Origin of the sequence: Oscillibacter sp. CAG:155, from assembly GCA_000436875.1 — a bacterium.
In the GTDB taxonomy this organism is placed as follows: domain Bacteria; phylum Bacillota; class Clostridia; order Oscillospirales; family Oscillospiraceae; genus Oscillibacter.
This window is the reverse complement of record FR890885.1, coordinates 25,132-44,669: the sequence shown is the minus strand read 5'-3', so window position 1 is coordinate 44,669 and position 19,538 is coordinate 25,132. Positions and strand designations below refer to the sequence as shown.

16 protein-coding genes are annotated in these 19,538 nt (G+C 60.2%); 14 read left to right on the top strand and 2 right to left on the bottom strand.

Features of this window, described 5'->3' with window-relative positions; translation table 11 throughout:
- Nucleotides 1-120: 120 nt before the first annotated feature.
- Complete coding sequence (gene ftsH / locus QZL67_RS04105) at nucleotides 121-2,367, bottom strand: ATP-dependent zinc metalloprotease FtsH (protein ID WP_022289496.1); 2,247 nt, start codon at nucleotides 2,365-2,367, stop codon at nucleotides 121-123.
- A gap of 208 nt (nucleotides 2,368-2,575) precedes the next feature.
- Between ftsH and rlmB the strand changes: the two genes are divergently transcribed.
- The 6 genes from rlmB to QZL67_RS04075 all read left to right on the top strand — a co-directional run bounded on the left by rlmB (nucleotide 2,576) and on the right by QZL67_RS04075 (nucleotide 9,977).
- A complete protein-coding gene (gene rlmB / locus QZL67_RS04100; RefSeq protein ID WP_022289495.1) occupies nucleotides 2,576-3,352 on the top strand; it encodes a 23S rRNA (guanosine(2251)-2'-O)-methyltransferase RlmB in 777 nt (258 codons plus the stop codon).
- 46 nt (nucleotides 3,353-3,398) lie between these two features.
- Nucleotides 3,399-5,543: a hypothetical protein gene (locus QZL67_RS04095; protein WP_022289494.1), complete on the top strand. Its 2,145-nt coding sequence runs from the start codon at nucleotides 3,399-3,401 to the stop codon at nucleotides 5,541-5,543.
- A 369-nt stretch (nucleotides 5,544-5,912) separates the two neighbouring features.
- Nucleotides 5,913-7,988 carry an elongation factor G gene (locus QZL67_RS04090; protein ID WP_022289493.1) on the top strand — a complete coding sequence of 692 codons (2,076 nt, stop codon included), beginning with the start codon at nucleotides 5,913-5,915 and terminating at the stop codon, nucleotides 7,986-7,988.
- A gap of 70 nt (nucleotides 7,989-8,058) precedes the next feature.
- Nucleotides 8,059-8,250: a DUF4177 domain-containing protein gene (locus QZL67_RS04085; RefSeq protein ID WP_022289492.1), complete on the top strand. Its 192-nt coding sequence runs from the start codon at nucleotides 8,059-8,061 to the stop codon at nucleotides 8,248-8,250.
- Nucleotides 8,251-8,384: 134 nt separating this feature from the next.
- Nucleotides 8,385-8,951: an NADH peroxidase gene (locus tag QZL67_RS04080; protein WP_022289491.1), complete on the top strand. Its 567-nt coding sequence runs from the start codon at nucleotides 8,385-8,387 to the stop codon at nucleotides 8,949-8,951.
- A gap of 369 nt (nucleotides 8,952-9,320) precedes the next feature.
- Nucleotides 9,321-9,977, top strand: coding sequence for an HAD hydrolase-like protein (locus tag QZL67_RS04075; RefSeq protein WP_022289490.1), 657 nt, complete (start codon nucleotides 9,321-9,323; stop codon nucleotides 9,975-9,977).
- Nucleotides 9,978-10,024: 47 nt separating this feature from the next.
- Here the strand turns inward: QZL67_RS04075 and QZL67_RS04070 are convergent, their stop codons facing one another.
- On the bottom strand, nucleotides 10,025-11,338 hold the full coding sequence (locus QZL67_RS04070) for a S1C family serine protease (RefSeq protein WP_022289489.1): 1,314 nt from the start codon (nucleotides 11,336-11,338) through the stop codon (nucleotides 10,025-10,027).
- 129 nt (nucleotides 11,339-11,467) lie between these two features.
- On the opposite strand from QZL67_RS04070, the gene QZL67_RS04065 reads away from it, so the two are divergent.
- The 8 genes from QZL67_RS04065 to QZL67_RS04030 all read left to right on the top strand — a co-directional run bounded on the left by QZL67_RS04065 (nucleotide 11,468) and on the right by QZL67_RS04030 (nucleotide 19,277).
- Entirely contained in the window at nucleotides 11,468-12,190 is a 723-nt protein-coding gene (locus tag QZL67_RS04065; RefSeq protein WP_022289488.1) for an MBL fold metallo-hydrolase, read from the top strand.
- Between the two features lie 31 nt (nucleotides 12,191-12,221).
- Entirely contained in the window at nucleotides 12,222-12,488 is a 267-nt protein-coding gene (locus QZL67_RS04060; protein WP_022289487.1) for a hypothetical protein, read from the top strand.
- Nucleotides 12,489-12,502: 14 nt separating this feature from the next.
- Nucleotides 12,503-13,159: a deoxyribose-phosphate aldolase gene (deoC, locus tag QZL67_RS04055; protein ID WP_022289486.1), complete on the top strand. Its 657-nt coding sequence runs from the start codon at nucleotides 12,503-12,505 to the stop codon at nucleotides 13,157-13,159.
- Nucleotides 13,160-13,162: 3 nt separating this feature from the next.
- The gene (gene deoD / locus QZL67_RS04050; protein ID WP_022289485.1) at nucleotides 13,163-13,882 is read left to right on the top strand and encodes a purine-nucleoside phosphorylase; all 720 of its coding nucleotides are present in this window, start codon (nucleotides 13,163-13,165) and stop codon (nucleotides 13,880-13,882) included.
- A gap of 223 nt (nucleotides 13,883-14,105) precedes the next feature.
- Nucleotides 14,106-15,281 carry a BMP family protein gene (locus QZL67_RS04045; protein ID WP_292919831.1) on the top strand — a complete coding sequence of 392 codons (1,176 nt, stop codon included), beginning with the start codon at nucleotides 14,106-14,108 and terminating at the stop codon, nucleotides 15,279-15,281.
- A 157-nt stretch (nucleotides 15,282-15,438) separates the two neighbouring features.
- Nucleotides 15,439-16,983 carry an ABC transporter ATP-binding protein gene (locus QZL67_RS04040; protein WP_022289483.1) on the top strand — a complete coding sequence of 515 codons (1,545 nt, stop codon included), beginning with the start codon at nucleotides 15,439-15,441 and terminating at the stop codon, nucleotides 16,981-16,983.
- 264 nt (nucleotides 16,984-17,247) lie between these two features.
- The gene (locus QZL67_RS04035) at nucleotides 17,248-18,249 is read left to right on the top strand and encodes an ABC transporter permease (protein WP_022289482.1); all 1,002 of its coding nucleotides are present in this window, start codon (nucleotides 17,248-17,250) and stop codon (nucleotides 18,247-18,249) included.
- Nucleotides 18,246-19,277 carry an ABC transporter permease gene (locus tag QZL67_RS04030; RefSeq protein WP_022289481.1) on the top strand — a complete coding sequence of 344 codons (1,032 nt, stop codon included), beginning with the start codon at nucleotides 18,246-18,248 and terminating at the stop codon, nucleotides 19,275-19,277. The genes QZL67_RS04035 and QZL67_RS04030 overlap by 4 nt, the downstream gene beginning before the upstream one ends.
- Nucleotides 19,278-19,538: the final 261 nt, after the last annotated feature.

Genomic DNA, 19,538 nt, shown 5'->3' with positions numbered 1-19,538 from the left:
GGGAGCAGGGGCCTGCCGGTGGGCGTTCCCTCTGTCCGTCCGGATGCGGTACACCCGCCCTGCTGCCGAGCAAAAAAAGAGACGCGCCGGAAAGCGCGTCTCTTATAAAAACAGAGAGATTTACTGCGGGTCCTTGGGCTGCGACTCCGGGGCGGAGTCCCCGTCCTGCGCGGTGTTTTCAGGGCTGCCGTCCTGGGCACCAGGCGCATCCTTGGCCGGAGTGTCCGAAGCGGTGGACGCAGGGTCCTCCGCAGCCGTGGCGTCCTCCTGCTGAGCAGGGGCCTCGATCTTCTGGGAGATCATGTGGACTTTCTTGGCCGCCGGCTCGATGACGTCCGGGGTGGAGGGGCGGAATCCGTCGTCCTGCGTGCGGGTAGAGGCATAGGCGTCCTCCACGGTGGAGGGGTCCCGGCCCTCGATGATGGCAACCATCTCCGCACCGGTGATGGTCTCCTTCTCCAGCAGGTAGGCAACCACCTTGTCCATGTCGTCCCGGTTCTCCCGGATGACTTCCACAGCGGCTTTGTAGCACTTGTCCAGCAGTTCCTTCACGGCCTGGTCCATCCGGGCGGCGGTGTCCTGGGCGCAGTCCATGCCGTAACCGCCGTCCAGATACTGGTTGCGGCGGGAGGCCAGGGCCATCATACCGAATTCGTCGCTCATGCCGAACATGGCCACCATGTTCCGGGCCACGTTGGTGGCGTCCTGAATGTCCTGGGAGGCGCCGTTGGTCATGGTGTTCATCACCACTTCCTCGGCGGCCCGACCGCCCATGGAGACGGTGATCTTGGCCATCAGCTCGTCCTTGGTGCGCAGTTCCGTCTTATCCTCTTCGGGCATCAGCAGGGTATAGCCCAGAGAGCCCTGGGTGTGGGGGACGATTGTGATCTTCTGGACCGGCTCAGTGTTTTTCTGTTTGTAAGCCACCATGGCGTGCCCCACCTCGTGGTAGGCGACCAGCTTCTTTTCAAACTCGGTGAGGACGCTGCCCTTTTTCTCCGTGCCGGCGATGACCAGCTCGAAGGCGGCCAGCAGATCCTCCTGGGTCACCAGCTTGCGGCCTTTGCGCACGGCTCGGAGAGCCGCCTCGTTGACCAGGTTTGCAAGGTCGGCGCCCACGCATCCGGCGGTGGCCAGAGCCACCTTTTTGAGGTTCACATCCTCCGCCAGACGAATGTTGCGGGTGTGGACCTCCAGCGTGGCGATCCGGCCCGCCAGGTTGGGCCGGTCGATGGTGATGCGCCGGTCAAACCGGCCGGGGCGCAGCAGCGCCTGGTCGAGCACCTCGGGCCGGTTGGTGGCGGCCAGCAGGATGATACCCTTGGTGGGGTCGAAACCATCCATCTCTGCCAGCAGCTGGTTGAGGGTCTGCTCCCGTTCGTCGTTGCCGCCCAGGCGGTTGTCCCGGGATTTGCCGATGGTGTCGATCTCGTCGATAAAGACGATGCAGGGGGCCACTTTGCTGGCCTCCTTGAAGAGGTCACGGACACGGGATGCGCCCACGCCCACAAACATCTCCACAAAGTCGGAGCCGGAGATGGAGAAGAACGGCACGTTGGCCTCCCCGGCCACGGCCTTGGCCAGCAGCGTCTTACCGGTGCCCGGAGGGCCTACCAGCAGTGCGCCCTTGGGGAGCTTGGCGCCGATCTCGGTGTATTTCTGGGGATTGTGGAGGAAGTCGATGATCTCGGTCAGGGACTCCTTGGCCTCGTCCTGGCCGGCCACATCCCGGAAGGTGACGCCGGTGGACTTTTCCATATACACCTTGGCGTTGGCCTTGCCTACGCCGCCGATGCCGCCCATACCGCCCATGCCGCCCTTCTTGGCCATCCAGCGCATCACCAGAGAGAAAGTGAGCATGATGAGAACAAAGGGCAGCACGTAGCTCACCAGAATGCTCAGCAGGGGACTGACGGGGGCCTGGTAGGGCTCGTCATAGGACTTGACGCCGGCTTCTTTCAGCTGAGCGATCACAGCGTCGTCGCTTTCCAGCTGCACGGTAAAGAGGGTCAGGTCCGTGGTGTGGGACTTGCCGTCCTTACCGGTGTAAGTGTAGCCGTCCTTCGTCCGGGTATAGGCCACGCCGTCTTCATTGGTGTAGACGTAGCCATCCTTGGGGACGATGTAGAAAATGTTTTCCGTGTTGGAGAAGGTGACGCTTTCCACCTGCCCCTCGTCCAGCATCTCCACGAAGTCGCTGTACCCCAGTTCCACGGAGGAACCCTGGTGTCCGGCGCTGGTCATGGTATTGCTGGCCCAGCTGATGATGATGGTCAGCAGCAGCGCCCAGCACACCAGGGAGATGATGCCGCGCAGGTTGCTGCTGTTCTTTCCGGGCTTGTTTTTGTTGTTGCCGTTTTGACTCATTCTGGAACTCCTTTCGGGGAAAAAGGCCCGAAAACGCAGAGGGCCTGAGAATTCAGATTCTTTGCAAGTATATCACAGATGTGGGGTGTCTACAAGAACGAGGGGGTGATTTTTAATGAAATTTCTGTGAATTCCACTTTATTGTGCCCGGTATCTATGATATACTACCCCATGAATACGACAAACTTTTAAAATTACGGGAGTGCATATGGACGAGCAGAAAAAAGCAGGCCTGACGGCTGAGGCGGACGGCGTCATCGAAGGACGCAACGCGGTGATCGAGGCCCTGCGGGCCGGTGAAACCATCGACAAGATCTATCTCCAGAAGGGGGAGACGGACAAAACCCTGGGGCACATCGCCTCCAAGGCCCGGGCGGCGGGCATCGTGGTGGTGGAGGCAGACAAGCGCAAGCTGGACGGAATGAGCCGCACCCACGCCCATCAGGGCGTCATCGCCCTGGCCGCCGTGCGGGAGTACGTCAGTGTGGAGAGCATCCTCCAGGCGGCAGCCGACAAGGGGGAAAATCCCCTGCTGGTAATCTGCGACGAGATCTCCGACCCCCACAATCTGGGGGCCATCATCCGCACCGCCGAGTGCGCCGGGGCCCACGGCGTGGTGATTCCCAAGCGCCGCAGCGCCGGTCTTACCGCCGTGGTGGCTAAGACCTCCGCGGGGGCAGTGGCCCATATGCCGGTGGCACGGGTGCCCAATATCCCGGCACTGCTCAAGGACCTGAAAAAGCAGGGCGTGTGGGTGTTCGGTACGGCGGCGGACGGCACTACAGGACTTTATGACGCGGACCTCAAGGGGCCCGCGGCCATCGTCATCGGCAGTGAGGGTGACGGCATGACCCGTCTGGCGGCGGAAAACTGCGACTTTCTGGTGAGCATCCCCATGCGGGGCAAGCTCAACTCTCTCAACGCCTCCGCGGCAGCGGCCATTCTGCTCTACGAGGCGGTGCGGCAGCGGTCAACCGGCGTTTGAAAGACAGTACAGACACAAAGAGAACAATACGCGAGGGCAGGGGCAGATGGCGTCCAAGGAAGAGAAAAGTTTATATGACACGCTGAATGAGGACCGTACCGGTGTTCCGCCGGCGGAGGAGACTTTCTCCCTGGAAGAGATCCTGGCCGAATACGGCGGCGGCCGGGAACGGAAGATCCTGGAGGATGTGGAGCGGCAGGTGGCTCAGGAGCTGGGAGAATCCGCACCGGCTGGGGAACCTTCCCAGCCCGCGCAGGTCCCTTCGGAGCAGGATACGGCGGAGGAGCCGGAGCAAAAACGGGAAAGCTGTGCCGAAAACGCCCCGGAAACGTCCGCCCCGCCCCCTACGGTGGACCGGGAGGACCTGCCCCGGGCACCCCACCCCATCTCCATGGAGGAGGTGGTGAGCCATACGGTGGACGAGGTGATGGAAGAACAGGCAGCGGGGCCGCTGCTGCGGCCGCGCAGAGGCCTGTTTTCCCGAAAGAAGCTGGAGGAGACGGAGGAGCTCTATCAGCGGCCGGAAACCGTGCCGGAGCCGGAGGATAAGCCGGAAGAGGAGACCATCGGGCCGGAGGAACCCTTTGACGAGGCCGCAGCGGAGTGCCGGGCGGAATACCGCCGCTGGCGGAGCCCGGTTTTGGCGTCGGGACTGATCTCCCTGGTGGCCACGGCGCCGCTGGCGGCGGAGGCCTATGGGTGGACGCTGCCGCTCTGGACCGGCGATCTGCGGCTGCAGAGCATCTTTTTGCTGCTGTGCCTGGCGGCAGTGGCGCTGCTGTGCCGCCGGGTGTTTGCCCGTGGGTGCGTGCTGCTGTCGGAGAAACGGTGCTCCTGTGAACTGCTGGCCTCCCTGGCGGCTCTGGCGGCAATGGGAGACTGCGTGGCGGCGCTGCTGCTGCCATCCCGCACTGCCGTGACGCCCTATGCCGCCGTCAGCTGCTGGGCGCTGACTTTTGCCATGTGGGGCGGCAGCCGCTCTAGCCGCGGAGACTGGGAGATGTTCCGGACGGTCTCTCTGGATGACGATCCGCCCTATCTTGTCACGGAGACGGAGCGGGGAGCCTGCAAGCAGAAAGGGACCATTCCCGGCTTTTACACCACCGCGCAGCGGCCGGATATGGTGCGGGTGTGGCAGTCCGTGCTGCTGCCGGTGGTGCTGGTGGCCTCCGTGGTGTTTGCGGGCCTCAGCTCTCTGGGCCGGGGCCGGGGCGGGGATTTCCTGCTCAACTGGTCCGCCATCCTCAGCGCCGGCGCCACCTTTGCGCTGCCGCTGTGCTGGGGAATTCCCTGGTCCCGGCTGGCGCGGCATCTGCAAAAGGCTGGCTGTGCCGTGGCGGGATGGTCCGGCGCGGAGCGGATCAGCCGCCGCCGTGCCATGATCCTCACCGATGCAGACCTCTTCCCGCCAGGGACAATGCAGCTCAACGGCGTGAAGGTCTTTGGAGAGGAATTGCCCAAGGCCGCTTCTTATGCGGCCACGCTGGCCCGCTGTGCCGGCAGCGGACTGCACCGGCTGTTCGACGGGCTGCTGCGCAGTGAGTGCGGCCGGTACGAGGAGGCAGACGACTTCAGCTTTTACGAGGAGGGTGGGTATTCCGTCAATATCCACGGCGAGACGGTGCTGCTGGGAACCGCCTCCTTCATGCGCAAGATGGAGGTGCGGATGCCGGGGAACATCCACCTGAAAACGGGGCTGTTCCTGGCGGTGGATCACCAGCTGACGGCGGCCTTTGCCGTCAAATACAACGCCTCGGAAAATGTGGACTATGCCCTGCGGATGATGAAGCGCAGCCGCATCACGCCCATCCTGGCTGCCCGGGACCCCAACATCACTCCGGCTCTTTTGAAGCGCAAGTTCCACAAGGGTGTGAAGGTGGAGTACCCGGATCTGACGACCCGGGTGGCTCTGAGTGAAGCAGAGCAGGACCGGGGAATGCCCCGGGCTCTGCTGCTGAGGGAGGGCCTCTTGCCCTATGCCTCCACGGTGGTGGGCAGCCGCAGACTGTGCCGGGCCGTGCGCCGTGCCTCGGTGTTGTCCTTTTTCAGCAGCGCGGCAGGACTGCTGCTCTCGTTTTACCTGGTGTTTTCCGGCGCGTATGACCTCATCAGTCCGCTGGCACTGCTGGTGTTTTTGCTGCTGTGGACCGCGCCGGTACTGCTGATGGGCGACTGGACGGGCCGGTATTGACGTTTGTTCCCGGCCTGCGGTTCCCATTGAAAAAGGGACCCCGTCTTTCGGAGAAATCACATGTTCTCCGGGAGCGGGGTCCTTTTGCGTCTGTATGGCGGAGGACGGCTCCCTAAACAGAGGACGGTTTTTGGAAGGAAAAACCGGATGCCGGGTGGTGCTGCCGGAGGTCCCTTTTTGGGGGGTTGCCAAAATTTCGTGCTCAATTTTCGCTCTCCTGCCCAAAATTGCCATGTTGCCAAAAAATTTGTTGTATTGCCCAGGTAATCGTTGTATAATTTATACATTGAAGCATTCGGCGCATGCCGGGCTTCAGGTTTTTTCGGCCGGATGGCCGGGACACCAGCACATCATAAGGAGTGGATCAACATGAGCTATTCAGTACAAAACATCCGTAACGTCTGTCTGCTGGGCCACAGTGGCAGCGGTAAGACCGCTCTGGCAGAGAGTCTTCTGTATATGACCGGCGCTATTGACCGGATGGGCCGCGGCGCCGATGGAAATACCGTCTGTGATTATGATCCTGAGGAGACGAAGCGTCAGATCTCCATCTCCACCGCTGTGGCGCCCCTGGAGTACAAGGGCTGCCGCATCAATGTGCTGGATACGCCGGGCGCGTTTGACTTTTCCGGTGAGGTGATGGAGGCCCTGCGGGCCGCTGATGCCGCCGTGATTGTCTGCTCCGCCAAGGACGGCATCTCCGTGGGGCTGGAAAAGGCGTGGAAGTACTGCGAAGAGCGAAACATGCCCCGCTTTGTGTACATCTCCAAGACCGACGAGGACAACAGCGACTACAACGCCACCTTCGAGGCCCTGCGGGAGCGCTTCGGCAAGAAGATCGCCCCCATCGTGGTGCCCATCTGGGATGAGAATAAGAAAGTCACCGGCATCATCGACGTGCTCAACAAGCGCGCCTTCGAGATGCAGGATCTCAAGCGGGTGGAGATCGAGGTGCCTGAGGACAAGGAATCCGTCATTACCGAGTTCAACGACGCCCTGAAAGAGTCCGTGGCGGAGACCTCCGAGGCCTTTATGGACAAGTTCTTCTCCGGTGAGGATTTCACCTACGCTGAGATGATTCAGGGCCTGCGCCAGGGCGTGCGGGAGCTGAGCCTGTTCCCTGTGCTGTGCGGCTCCGCCGTCAGCTGCATGGGTTCTTTGATGCTCATGGACAACATCGTGGATCTGCTGCCTAACCCCATGGAGGGCAACTATCACAAGGCAACCCTTCCCAACGGCGAGACCGAGGAGTTCGTAGTCTCTCCCGGCGGTGTTCCCACGGCCTTTGTTTTCAAGACCATCTCTGACCAGTACGGCAAGTACTCCTTCGTGAAGGTGCTCTCCGGTGCCATCACGCCGGACATGTCCATGGTCAATGCCCGCACCGGCGCCACGGAAAAGCTGGGCCGTCTGTATGTGATGCGCGGCAAGAAGGCCACCGAGGTCAAGGAGCTGGGCTGCGGCGACATCGGCGCCATTGCCAAGATGGAAAAGGTCAAGACCGGTGATACGCTGTGCGACGCCCGTAAGGTCGTGGCCCTGAAGAATATCCCCTTCGCCGAGCCCTGCTACTCTGTGGCCATCGTGCCCAAGACCCGGGGCCAGGAGGACAAGATCGCCCAGGGCCTGAGCCGGATGAATGAGGAGGACCCCTCCTTTACCGTCACCAACAACGCCGAGACCCATCAGATGGTGCTCTCCTGCGCTGGCGATATGCAGGTGGATGTGCTGGTGTCCAAGCTCAAGAGCCGCTTCAACGTGGAGGCGGAGCTCAAGCCCGTCCGTGTTCCCTATCGTGAGAAGATCCGCAAGACCGTGCAGAAGCAGGGCCGCCACAAGAAGCAGACCGGCGGCAGCGGCCAGTTCGGCGACGTGTGGATTCGCTTCGAGCCCAATCCCGACTCGGAGGAGATGGTCTTTGAAGAAGAGGTGTTCGGCGGCGCCGTGCCCAAGAACTTCTTCCCGGCGGTGGAAAAGGGCCTGCGGGAGGCCTGCGTCCACGGTCCTCTGGCGGGATATCCGGTGGTGAACCTGAAGGCTGTGCTGTATGATGGCTCTTACCATCCGGTGGACTCCTCCGAAATCGCCTTCAAGACGGCCGCCCAGCTGGCCTACAAGGCCGCGCTGCCGGAGGCCAATCCCGTTTTGCTGGAGCCTGTGGGTGAACTGAAGGTCACCGTGCCCGACAACTACATGGGTGATGTCATCGGCGATCTCAATAAGCGCCGGGGCCGTGTCATGGGTATGGACCCCACCAACGACGGCAGCCAGGTGATCTCTGCCGAGGTCCCCATGGCTGAGATGGGCACTTACGCCATTGATCTGCGGTCCATGACCCAGAGCCGTGGCAGCTTCACCTTCCACTTCGTCCGTTACGAGGACTGCCCGCCGGCAGCCCAGGAGAAGGCCATCGCTGAGGCAAAGGCCCTGGCGGAGGAGCAGTAAGTTTCATTACACATTGCGCCAAAACGGCGGGACCCCACGGTCCCGCCGTTTTTTGAAAGGAGGATGCCGGATGTACGAATACAAATATGTGCCCCTGGAAACCGGAGGCGGTTTTTTCTCAGGAGGGAGTGAGCACAGGAAGATCATCGACGAATGGGCCGCCCAGGACTGGCGCTATGCGGGCTTCGTTCCCATGCAATTTACCAGCCACGGCGGTATCAGCTGCATAGACCTGATCTTTGAGCGGGAAGCAAAAGTATGAAGTTTGTGAAAAGTTTTTGAACAGTTGCATAAGCAACTGTTCAATATTAGAATATTCTGTTATACTCAGACCATCCCAAGGGGAGATAAGAGTTTACGATTAAAAATTAGTTATAAAATGAGGAGGAACCAAATATGAAAAAGTGGGTTTGTTCTGTTTGCGGTTATGTTTATGAGGGCGAGAATCCCCCTGAGAAGTGCCCCCAGTGCGGTGTTCCCGGCTCCAAGTTCACCGAGCAGAAGGGCGAGATGAGCTGGGCTGCCGAGCACGTTGTGGGTGTGGGCAAGTCCTTTGGCGATAACGTTCCCGCCGAGGTCCAGAAGGAGATCATCGATGGCCTGAACGCCAACTTCACCGGTGAGTGCACCGAGGTCGGCATGTACCTGGCCATGGCCCGTGTTGCTTATCGTGAGGGCTATCCCGAGATCGGCGAGTATTGGCGTCGGGCCGCTCTGGAAGAGGCCGAGCATGCTGCCAAGTTCGCTGAGCTGCTGGGCGATGTGGTGACCGACTCCACCAAGAAGAACCTGGAGATGCGGGTTGAGGCTGAGAACGGCGCTACCCTGGGCAAGTTCGAGCTGGCCAAGCTGGCGAAGCAGTACAACCTGGACGCCATCCACGACACTGTCCACGAGATGGCTCGCGACGAGGCCCGTCACGGTAAGGCTTTCGAGGGCCTGCTGAAGCGTTACTTCGGCTAATCCATAACCGGATAAACAAGCACTTTTCGAGAGGGAATCGGGAAACCGGTTCCCTCTTTTTTTGCGTTTGTGCCGCCGAAGTGTGCGACTTTTCTTCTCTTCACACTTTTTTGACTTTCCCATGTGCAACGCATCAAAACTGCACCAGTAATGTACCTCCGTGTTTGAACCTGCCTGGGTTGATATCTTGAAGCCTATTCGCCTTTTGCGGGGGGCACAATCTCCTGACAGCATAGTGTTTGGAAAAGAGCCCCTGGAACAAAGCGTGGGGACAAGACACAGCGGAACGAAAAAAATACAGACGTCACTCTTGCGCAACAAATGAGAAGATGATAAAATTTCTCCGCGATTATGAAGGAGAGGCAATTTATGTATCAGTATATTTTTTTCGATCTGGATGGGACGCTGACGGATTCCAAAGAGGGAATTCTCAACTGCCTGCGGTACGCGTTTGAAAAGCTGGGGGACCCGGTACCGCCGGAGACGGAGCTGATCAAGTTTATCGGCCCGCCGCTGCAGGATTCCTTTATGAGCTTTTGCGGGTACTCCCAGGAGAAGGCCATTCGGGCCGTGAAATTGTTCCGCGAGCGGTATGCCCCCATTGGCAAATTTGAAAACGCTGCTGCTCCGGGGATGGCAGAGCTGCTCCGGCGGCTGCAGGAGCGGGGGTATGTACTGGCGCTGTCCTCTTCCAAACCGGAGGAGATGTGCCGTCCTATCTGCGAGAAATTTGGATTCAGCGGTTCTATGCGGACTATCGTGGGCAGCCCGCCGGTGGGTGACTGGGAGAAGGCGGATGTCATCCGGGAGACCATGCGCCGTCTGGGCCTGAACGACGGTGACAAGTCCCAGATCCTGATGGTGGGAGACCGGAAGTTCGACGTGCTGGGTGCCAAAGCCTGCGGGATCGACTGCGTGGGCGTGGAATTTTTCGGCTATGCGGCTCCCGGCGAGCTGAAGGAGGCCGGCGCGGTGGCAGTGGTCTCCACGGCGGAAGAGCTGGAGCAGTTTATTTTGAGCCATTGATGCAAAAAAAGGACGTCCCACAAATGCGGGACGTCCTTTTTGATGTGTTACTGTGCTTTGCCGGAGGCGGCTGCCTTGGAATTCTGGATTGCGGCTACCTGTTTGAGCGTCAATCCCTCGCCGGAGAGATCCGCCGTCAGGACCGGGTCTACGGGAACCGCCAGATACATGTTGTTGCCATAGATGTACGCACCGGAAGTGACGGCGATCACCTGGCCGTAGATGTTCAGCAGAGCGCCGCCGCTGCTGCCCTCGGAGATGTCCGCGGTGTTCATCACGCAGGGCAGGGCATATCGCTCCACATCCCGGGCCGTGGCACTGATGATGCCGGAGCTGACTGCCAGGCCCAGGCCCAGAGGATTGCCCAGTGCGTATACCGTGTCGCCGGCGCGGATGTCATGGGTTCCGGCCAGTTCCAGATAGGCAAAGGCGGACGTGGTTTTGCCGATGGTGGAGGTGGGAGAGATCTGCAAAACGGCGATGTCGATATTCGCATCGTAGTAGAGGACTTTTTCCACAGGATACACCTCACCGGTGGAAAGTGTGGCCGTGGCGTAGATCGCACCGTCGATGGTATGGTAATTGGTGACCGCCGTGCCGTCGGCCATGATGAAGAATCCGCTGGCATTGGCGGAGGGGGTACCGGCGTCGATCTCTTCCTGCTTGTCATAGAGATCCAGACGGAAGACCGCCGCCATGTGCTGGTCAGCCATCTGCCGGGCGGTCAGCTCCGGGGCCAGCAACCCCAGAGCGCTGGCGGTGGACCGGGAAACGCAGCCGCTGTCCACCAGGTGTTCGATCACGGTGGCACTGCCGTCCTTGTAAGAGAAGGTCAGGGCATCCCGGGCCATCTCAAACAGGTCGCCACGGGTCAGCGGTCCGCTGTAAGCGACGGAAATCAGGCCGATCCGCTGTGCAAACAGTGCGGCGTCAGACGGGGTGAAGTCGCCGTCCTTGTCACGATAGCCCAGCATCCGCAGCAGGCAGGTGCACCAGGCGTTGGCGGTAATGGTGCTGTTGGGCTGGAAGTCCAGAGCCGTGACTCCGGTGAGCCAGCCCTGATGAGTGGCGTAGTCCACCGCGTCTTTGCACCATGCGGGGACATCCCGGTAACCGGCGAACCAGGGGTCCGCCGCGGCGGCGTCCTCAGCTCCGGCCAGACGTACCAGCAGCACGGCCGCCTGGGCCCGGGTGGCCGGCGCGGTCAGATTGTATCCTGCGTCGGCGGTTCCGTTGACCAGGCCCAGCGTATTTAAAATGTCCGCTGAGCGGTTGGCTTCACCTGCCAGCGCACCGGCAGAGGGAATTGCACCCACCAGCAGAATCAGTGTGCACAGCAGTGCAAACAGACGTTTTTTCATGTTGGGTTTGCCTCCAAATTCGAAAAGTGATGCTATTTTAACACCCGTCTGCGCTCTTGGCAAGGGGCTGCTGGACAGGCGCGCGGAAAGCTGGTATACTGAAAAAAACAGTGGGATGAAGGAGCGGGCATGGCAGAGCAGATTCAAAAAGACCTTTGGCGGTTGGAGATCCCTCTGGTGGGGAATCCGCTGAAAACGCTCAACAGTTACCTGCTGGTGGGAGCGAGGAGCCTTTTGATCGACACGGGGTTCCGGCAGGAGCCCTGCCGGGAGGCCATGGAGCGGCAGCTTTGTGAGATCGGTGTAGACCGGGATCGGATGGATATTTTTCTGACCCACCTGCACAGTGACCACACTGGACTTGCACCGGAACTGATCCGGCCGGGGTGCCGGATCTATATCGGCCGGATCGACGGCACCCGGCTGACGGCGCCGGATCAGGACGCCCGGTGGCGGCATCTGTCTGCGGACTATGTGCGGGACGGTTTTTCCGAAGAGGAGATGGAACGCCTCTGGGATACCAATCCCGCCAAGGTGGCGGCACCGCCGCCCTGGGACGGATATACCTTTCTGGAGGATGGGGATACGCTGGTATACGGGGAGCATCACCTCCGCTGCATTTTGACGCCGGGGCATACCCCGGGGCATCTGTGCCTTTATGAGGAAAAGGCACGGCGCCTGTTTTCCGGAGACCATGTGCTTTTCCATATCACGCCCAATATCTGCCGATGGGACGGCGTGGCGGATTCTCTGGGGGATTATCTCCAAAGCCTGGACCGGGTAAAGGGGCTGGAGGTGGCGGAGCTGCTTCCCGCCCACCGGAGTGAGACCGGAGATCTCCCACGGGGGTAAAGACAGCGCTTACGGCCGGCGGAAGGTGTACGTGGGGTCCCACCTGGCCCGCCGCATCGAAAACGCCTGGGAGACGATCCGGCGGCAGCCGGGCATGACGGCCTACGAGATTGCCGGTCACATGGCTTGGAGCATCCGCTGCCGCAGCTGGGAGGACTTCCCGCTGACACAGAAGTTCTTTGCGGTGGGAGAGGCGCTGGCGCACCTGGATTATCTGGAGGTCCGCGGACGGGTGACGCGCCGGGAAAAATACGGGAAATGGGCCTATGACGCTCTGACGGGCGATTCCAATACTTGAAGGAGGTTTCCAAGATGGAACTGAAAGAGATCCTCGGAAGGTGTGACCACACGCTTTTGAGCCAGACGGCCACCTGGGAGGAGATCCGCGCACTGTGCGACGACGGCATCAAATACGGCTGCGCCAGCGTCTGCATCCCTGCAAGCTATGTCAAGCAGGCGGCGGAGTATGTGGCGGGCAAGCTGCCGATCTGCACGGTCATCGGGTTCCCAAATGGGTATGACACCACCGCCGCCAAGTGCTTTATGGCGGCCGACGCTGTGGACAACGGCGCGTCTGAGGTGGACATGGTCATCAATCTGGGCTGGGTGAAGGACCAGAAATGGGATGCACTGCTGGCGGAGATCCGGGCCGTGAAGGAGGCCTGCAAGGGCCGCCTTTTGAAGGTCATTATCGAGTGCTGCTATCTCACCGATGCGGAAAAGATCAAGATGTGCGAGATCGTCACCGCTTCCGGGGCAGAGTACATCAAGACCTCTACGGGCTTTGGCACCGGCGGTGCCACTCGGGAGGACGTGGCGCTTTTTGCCAAGCATGTCGGTCCGCAGGTGAAGATCAAGGCGGCGGGCGGCATCGCCGATTTGAAAGACGCAGAGGACTTTATCGCGCTGGGCGCCTCCCGACTGGGCACCAGCCGTATTGTAAAAGCTGTAAAAATGATGGAGGACTGAATCATGGGAACACCGCACAATGAAGCAAAGAATGGCGCTTTCGCAAAAACCGTACTGATGCCCGGCGATCCGCTGCGGGCGAAGTTTATTGCCGAGACTTTCCTGGAAAATGCCCAGCTGGTCAACAATGTCCGGGGTGTCAACGGCTATACCGGAACCTACCACGGAACGCCGGTATCCGTGATGGCCTCCGGCATGGGAATGCCTTCCATCGGCATTTATTCTCATGAGCTGTACCATTTTTACGATGTGGACAACATCATCCGGATCGGCAGCGCCGGTGCCCTGACCCCCAAGCTGAAGCTGCGGGACGTGGTGATGGCGCAGGCTGTCTGCACGGATTCCAACTATGGCCACCAGTTCAACCTGCCCGGCTTTTTCGCCCCCATCGCGGATTTCCAGCTGCTGGAGACCGCTGTGGCGGTGGCTCGGCGCATGGGCGTGGAGCCCCCGGTGGGCAACCTCCTCAGCTCCGACGTGTTTTACGACAAGTCCGGCCGCACGCTGGAATGGGGCGCCATGGGCGTCCTGGCGGCAGAGATGGAGACCGCGGCCCTCTACTACAACGCCGCTGAGGCCGGCAAGCGGGCCCTGACCATCTGCACGATTTCCGACAGCATGGTCACCGGTGAGGCACTGCCTGCTGCCGACCGCCAGACCTCCTTCACGCAGATGATGGAGATCGCGCTGGAGACCGCGGTGGAGATGGCAAAGAAGGCGTAATCAACATACGCGCCCGGCTGTGCCGGGCAGGGGGGCGAAAGCCCCCCTTTTTTTGCCTGCGGACCGCATGTGGAGCGGTGTTTTGCCTCAAATTGTGACGAAAAGGAAAACAATTCTCAAATCTGGTTGAAATCAAGGTTATGAGTTGTTATAATGTCGCTGACAATTTCCCCTAAAGGAAGAGGGGGAGAGGGTCGAATTTTGAGGAAAGGTTATGATACCAATGAAGAAGTTTCTTGCACTGGCTCTGGCATTGGTCATGTCCCTGTCTCTGGTAGCCTGCGGCAGCAGCGATACCAAGTCCGACGGTGCGCAGGATGACACCACGGCGGACCAGACCACCCAGGAGGTGACTGCCGACGACATTGAGGACAATATGACCTCCGAGGACGGCACCTATGAAGTGGCGTTCGTGACCGACGTTGGTCAGCTCAAAGACAAGTCTTTCAACGAAGGTACCTGGGACGGCGTGAAGCTGTACGCATACAACAACGGCCTGAGCTATAAGTACTATCAGCCTGCCAACGGCAGCGAGGCCACCGACAATGACCGCTATGACGCCATGGCTGCCGCCGCTGAGGCCGGCGCCAAGGTGGTTGTGTGCGCCGGTTATCTGCAGGAGACCGCTCTGCGTCGGGCCGCCACGGATTATCCCGATACCAAGTTCGTCTTTATCGACGGTTATGCCCTCAACGCTGACGGCAGCGATACCCCTCTGGCCAACGTGGCCGGCATTGCCTTCCAGGAAGAGCAGTGTGGCTATCTGGCCGGCTATGCTGTCGTGAAGGACGGCTTCACCAAGCTGGGCTTCACCGGCGGTGGCGGCGGCACCAACCCTGCTTGCTGCCGTTACGGCTACGGCTTCGTTCAGGGCGCCAATGCGGCTGCCGCTGAGCTGGGCACGCAGGTGGAGATGAACTACAGCTGGCAGTATGGCTCCAACTACTCTGCATCCCCCGAGCTGCAGACCATGTGCAATGGCTGGTATGAGAACGGCACCGAGGTGATCTTCGCCTGCGGCGGTTCCATGTTCCAGTCTGTGGCCGCGGCGGCTTCCGCCAACGACGGCTATGTTGTGGGCGTGGATACCGACCAGTCCGGCGATTCCGACACCGTGATCACCTCTGCCATGAAGGGCATCGGTGAGGCCGCTCAGTATGCCATCGGCAAGGTCTACGACAACACCTGGGATGAGATCGGCGGCCTGACCACCACGCTGGGCGCTGCGGATGACGCGGTTGGCCTGCCCACCGATGAGGGCTCCTGGAGACTGGAGACCTACACGGTGGAGGAATACCAGGCGGAGCTGGAGTCCATCAAGACCGGCGAGAACCAGGTCGATGCCAACTACGACAATCTCCAGCAGGACTATTCCAACCTGACCCTGAACATCATCTGAGCCATTTTCGGATCTATGAAACTCGGAGGGGAGGCACCTTATGGTGCCTCCCCTCCGTTTTTTGCGTGGGCCGGGCGGCAAAGGACAAACGCTTGTGTTTTGAGGCCCGACATTATATAATTATAAAAAGTTTATAAAGGAAATGGGGCTGAGAATCATGGGCGCTGACAATGTCATCGAGATGCTTCATATCACCAAGGAGTTTCCCGGAATCATCGCCAACGACGACATCACGCTGCAGCTGCGCAGAGGTGAGATTCACGCCCTGCTGGGCGAGAACGGCGCAGGAAAATCCACGCTCATGAGCGTGCTGTTCGGCTTATACCAGCCGGAGTCGGGTATCATCAAGAAGAACGGGAAAGAGGTCAAGATCAACAGCCCCAATGATGCGACGGCGCTGGGGATCGGGATGGTCCATCAGCATTTCCAGCTGATCGATGTATTCACTGTGCTGGACAATATCATTCTGGGCGCGGAGACCACAAAGCTGGGCTTTTTGCAGAGAAAGGCCGCCCGGAAAAAGGTGCAGGACCTCTCCGAACGTTACGGGATGAAGGTGGATTTGGATGCCAAGGTGGAGGACATCACCGTCGGCATGCAGCAGCGGGTGGAGATCCTCAAGATGCTCTACCGGGACAACGAGATTCTGATTTTCGACGAACCCACCGCTGTCCTGACCCCCCAGGAGATCGAAGAGCTGATGGCGACCATGCGGGAGTTTGCCAAAGAGGGCAAGTCCATTCTCTTCATCTCCCACAAGCTCAATGAGATCATGGCCGTGGCGGACCGGGTCACCGTCCTGCGCAAGGGGAAATATATCGGTACGGTGGAGACCAAGGACACGGATAAGCAGGCCCTTTCCAACATGATGGTGGGGCGCCCGGTGCAGCTGGAGGTGGTCAAGACCCCGGCTCAGCCCAAGGAGTCGGTGCTCCATGTGGAGGGGTTGACGGTGCCCTCCCGCTCCCGCCACAGGCGCAACGCCGTGAACGGTGTCAGCTTTGACGTCCGTGCCGGGGAGATCGTGTGCGTGGCCGGTATTGACGGAAACGGCCAGACAGAGCTGATCTATGGCCTCACAGGATTGGAGAGGACCAAGAGCGGCACCGTGACGCTCTGCGGGCAGGATATCTCCCACGCCTCCATCCGCCAGCGCAACCGCTATCTCAGCCACATTCCCGAGGACCGGCACAAGCACGGACTGATCCTGGACTTCACTCTGGAGCAGAATATGGTGCTTCAGCGCTACCGGGAGCCCCAGTTCCAGCACCTGGGCTTTATCAAGGACGGCGCAGTCCGCGCCTATGCCCGCAAGCTGATCGACCAGTACGATGTCCGCAGCGGACAGGGCCCCATTACCATCGCCCGCAGCATGTCCGGCGGCAACCAGCAAAAGGCCATCATCGCCCGGGAGATCGACCGGGAGCTGCCGCTGATCGTGGCGGTGCAGCCTACCCGAGGCCTGGACGTGGGCGCCATCGAGTATATCCACAAGCAGCTGGTAGCCGAGCGGGACAAGGGAAAGGCCGTGCTGCTGGTGAGCCTGGAATTGGATGAGGTCATGAGCTTGGCCGACCGGATTCTTGTGATGTATGAGGGCGAGATCGTAGGCGAGCTGGACCCCAAGACCACCACGGTGCAGGAGCTGGGCCTCTATATGGCCGGTGCAAAGCGGACGGCGAAGGAGGGAGAATCGGCATGAAAGAAAAGATTTCCACCCTGTATGCAAAGGACGGCACCAAGGCTGTCCTCTCCTCGCTGATCTCCATTGCCATCGGACTGATCGTCGGCAGCGTAATCATCCTGCTGGTGGGTGCAGGGAATCCCTCTCTGGGGATCTCCAGCGCATGGGACGGCATCCGCCTGGTGTTTGGCGGGCTGTTTTCCACCGGGCGTGGTGCGTCGGGTGCACTGACCTTCGGGTTTAACCCCACCAACATCGGCAATATGCTCTTCCCGGCCACGCATGCTCTTCCGGGCCACGCCCCTGATCTTGACGGGGCTCTCGGTGGCGGTGGCGTTCAAGACGGGCCTTTTCAACATCGGTGCGCCGGGACAGTACCTGATGAGCACGGCGGCCACGCTGTATGTGGCACTGACGATCCCCTCGGAATCTGTCCCCACGGCGGTGATCTGGATTCTGGCCTTTTTGGGCGGGATTCTGGCCGGCGCGCTGTGGGGCACCATTCCCGGCCTGTTCAAAGCATATCTCAACATCAATGAGGTGCTGGCCTGCATCATGACCAACTGGATCGCAGCGAATCTGGTGACCTGGTTCTTTGACGGCAGTTCGCTCTGCAATACAGCCGAGTTCGGCAAAACCGGCTATGTTTACAAAACCTCCTATAACGGTGTGGAGACCTTCAAACTGGGACTGGACAAGCTCTTTCCCGGCTCCCAGGTCAACGGCGGCATCGTGATCGCCGTCATCATCGCTGTTTTGGTGCATCTGCTCATGTCCAAGACGACTTTGGGCTATGAACTCAAGGCCTGTGGTGCCAACCGGCATGCGGCCCGGTACGCCGGCATTGCCGACCGGCGGAATATTGTGCTGTCCATGGCCATTGCCGGCGGACTTGCCGGCGCGGCGGCAGCCCTCTACTATCTCTCCGGCAACACGGAGTTTTTCTGGTCCACATACCAGTCTCTTCCCGCCACCGGCTTCAACGGTATTCCTGTGGCGCTGCTGGCGGTGAACAATCCCATCGCCGTGATCTTCACCGGCTGCTTTATGTCCATTCTGGACATTTCCGGCCTGCAGCTGACGAATCTGACGGCGTACAACGAGTATATCACCGATGTGATCATTGCCACTATCGTCTACCTCAGCGCCTTCTCCCTGGTGATCCGCATGTTGCTCGGCGGCCGGAAAAAGCGCCGGGCGGTTCCTGCTGCGGCGGAGACAAAGCCGAATCCGGAACCGGGTCCCTCGGACGGCGGGGATAAGAAAGGAGGCGAGGAGGCATGACGTTTCTGGTACAGCAGACCCTGATCTATGCCATTCCTCTGATGATCGTGGCACTGGCCGGCGTGTTTGCCGAGCGCAGCGGCATCATCAACCTGGCGCTGGAAGGCATTATGATCTTCGGTGCGTTTGTGGGCGTGTATTTTGTCCGCTATATGCAGGAGGCCGGGACCTTCGCCGCCGCCAAGGAGGCGGGGGACTGGGTGACGCTGCAGGGCTTTGAGCTGCTGGCCATGCTGGTGGCAGCGCTGATGGGCGCATTGTTTTCCCTGCTGCTGAGCTTCGCATCCGTGAATCTGAAGGCAGACCAGACCATCGGCGGCACAGCGCTGAACCTGATGGCCCCCGCCCTGGTGCTGTTTCTCATCCGCATCCTGGCAAACCAGAACATCCTGCAGATGGCCGAGGGTGACGCCGCCAGCTGGTTCATGATCAAGAAGACCACCCTGGGGTTTGACCGCTCCGCAGAATTGGGATTCTTCGGGACCACCTTCCTGCACAAGGTATACCTCGCAACATACGTCTGCATTCTGCTCTTTATCGTCCTGTCCATCATCCTCTACAAGACGAAGTTCGGCCTGCGCCTGCGCTCCTGCGGTGAAAATCCCCAGGCGGCGGACTCCCTGGGCATCAATGTCTACAAGATGCGCTACGCCGGTACCACCATCTCCGGCGCCCTGGCGGGCATGGGCGGCTTTGTCTATGCCCTGACCACCGCCAACTGCACCGCCAACGGCGATGTGGCGGGCTTCGGATTCCTGGCGCTGGCTGTGATGATCTTCGGCAACTGGAAACCGCTGAACATCGCCGGAGCTTCGCTGCTGTTCGGCCTGTTCAAATGCGTGGCGGCCTCCTATTCCAGCATCGACATCAACGGCGACGGCGTGTATCTTCTGGCAGAGATCGGTGTCAGCCCCCATTTCTACCGGATGCTGCCCTATCTCATCACGCTGATCGTGTTGGCGTTCACCTCCAAGAAGTCCCGGGCTCCCAAGGCTGAGGGTGTGCCCTACGACAAGGGCAAGCGCTGAGCGAAGACGCTGCGGAAACCAATGCAATTCCAAAACGGATTATAAACGGCAAAAAATCCCCTCTGTTGTCGCTTTTTGGCGGCAGCAGGGGGGATTTGTCGTCAGGACAGCACATAGGACGAGAGCAGCAGCGCCAGCAGCAGAGAGAAAAGGCCCTGCACCGCTTTTCCCAATACGCAGGAGCGGGGGGAGAGGCCGCTGCCCTCCAAAACGGCTGGCGGCTGGGAGGGGGGGGGCAGGACGCCCCCCCCGGCGGCCGGC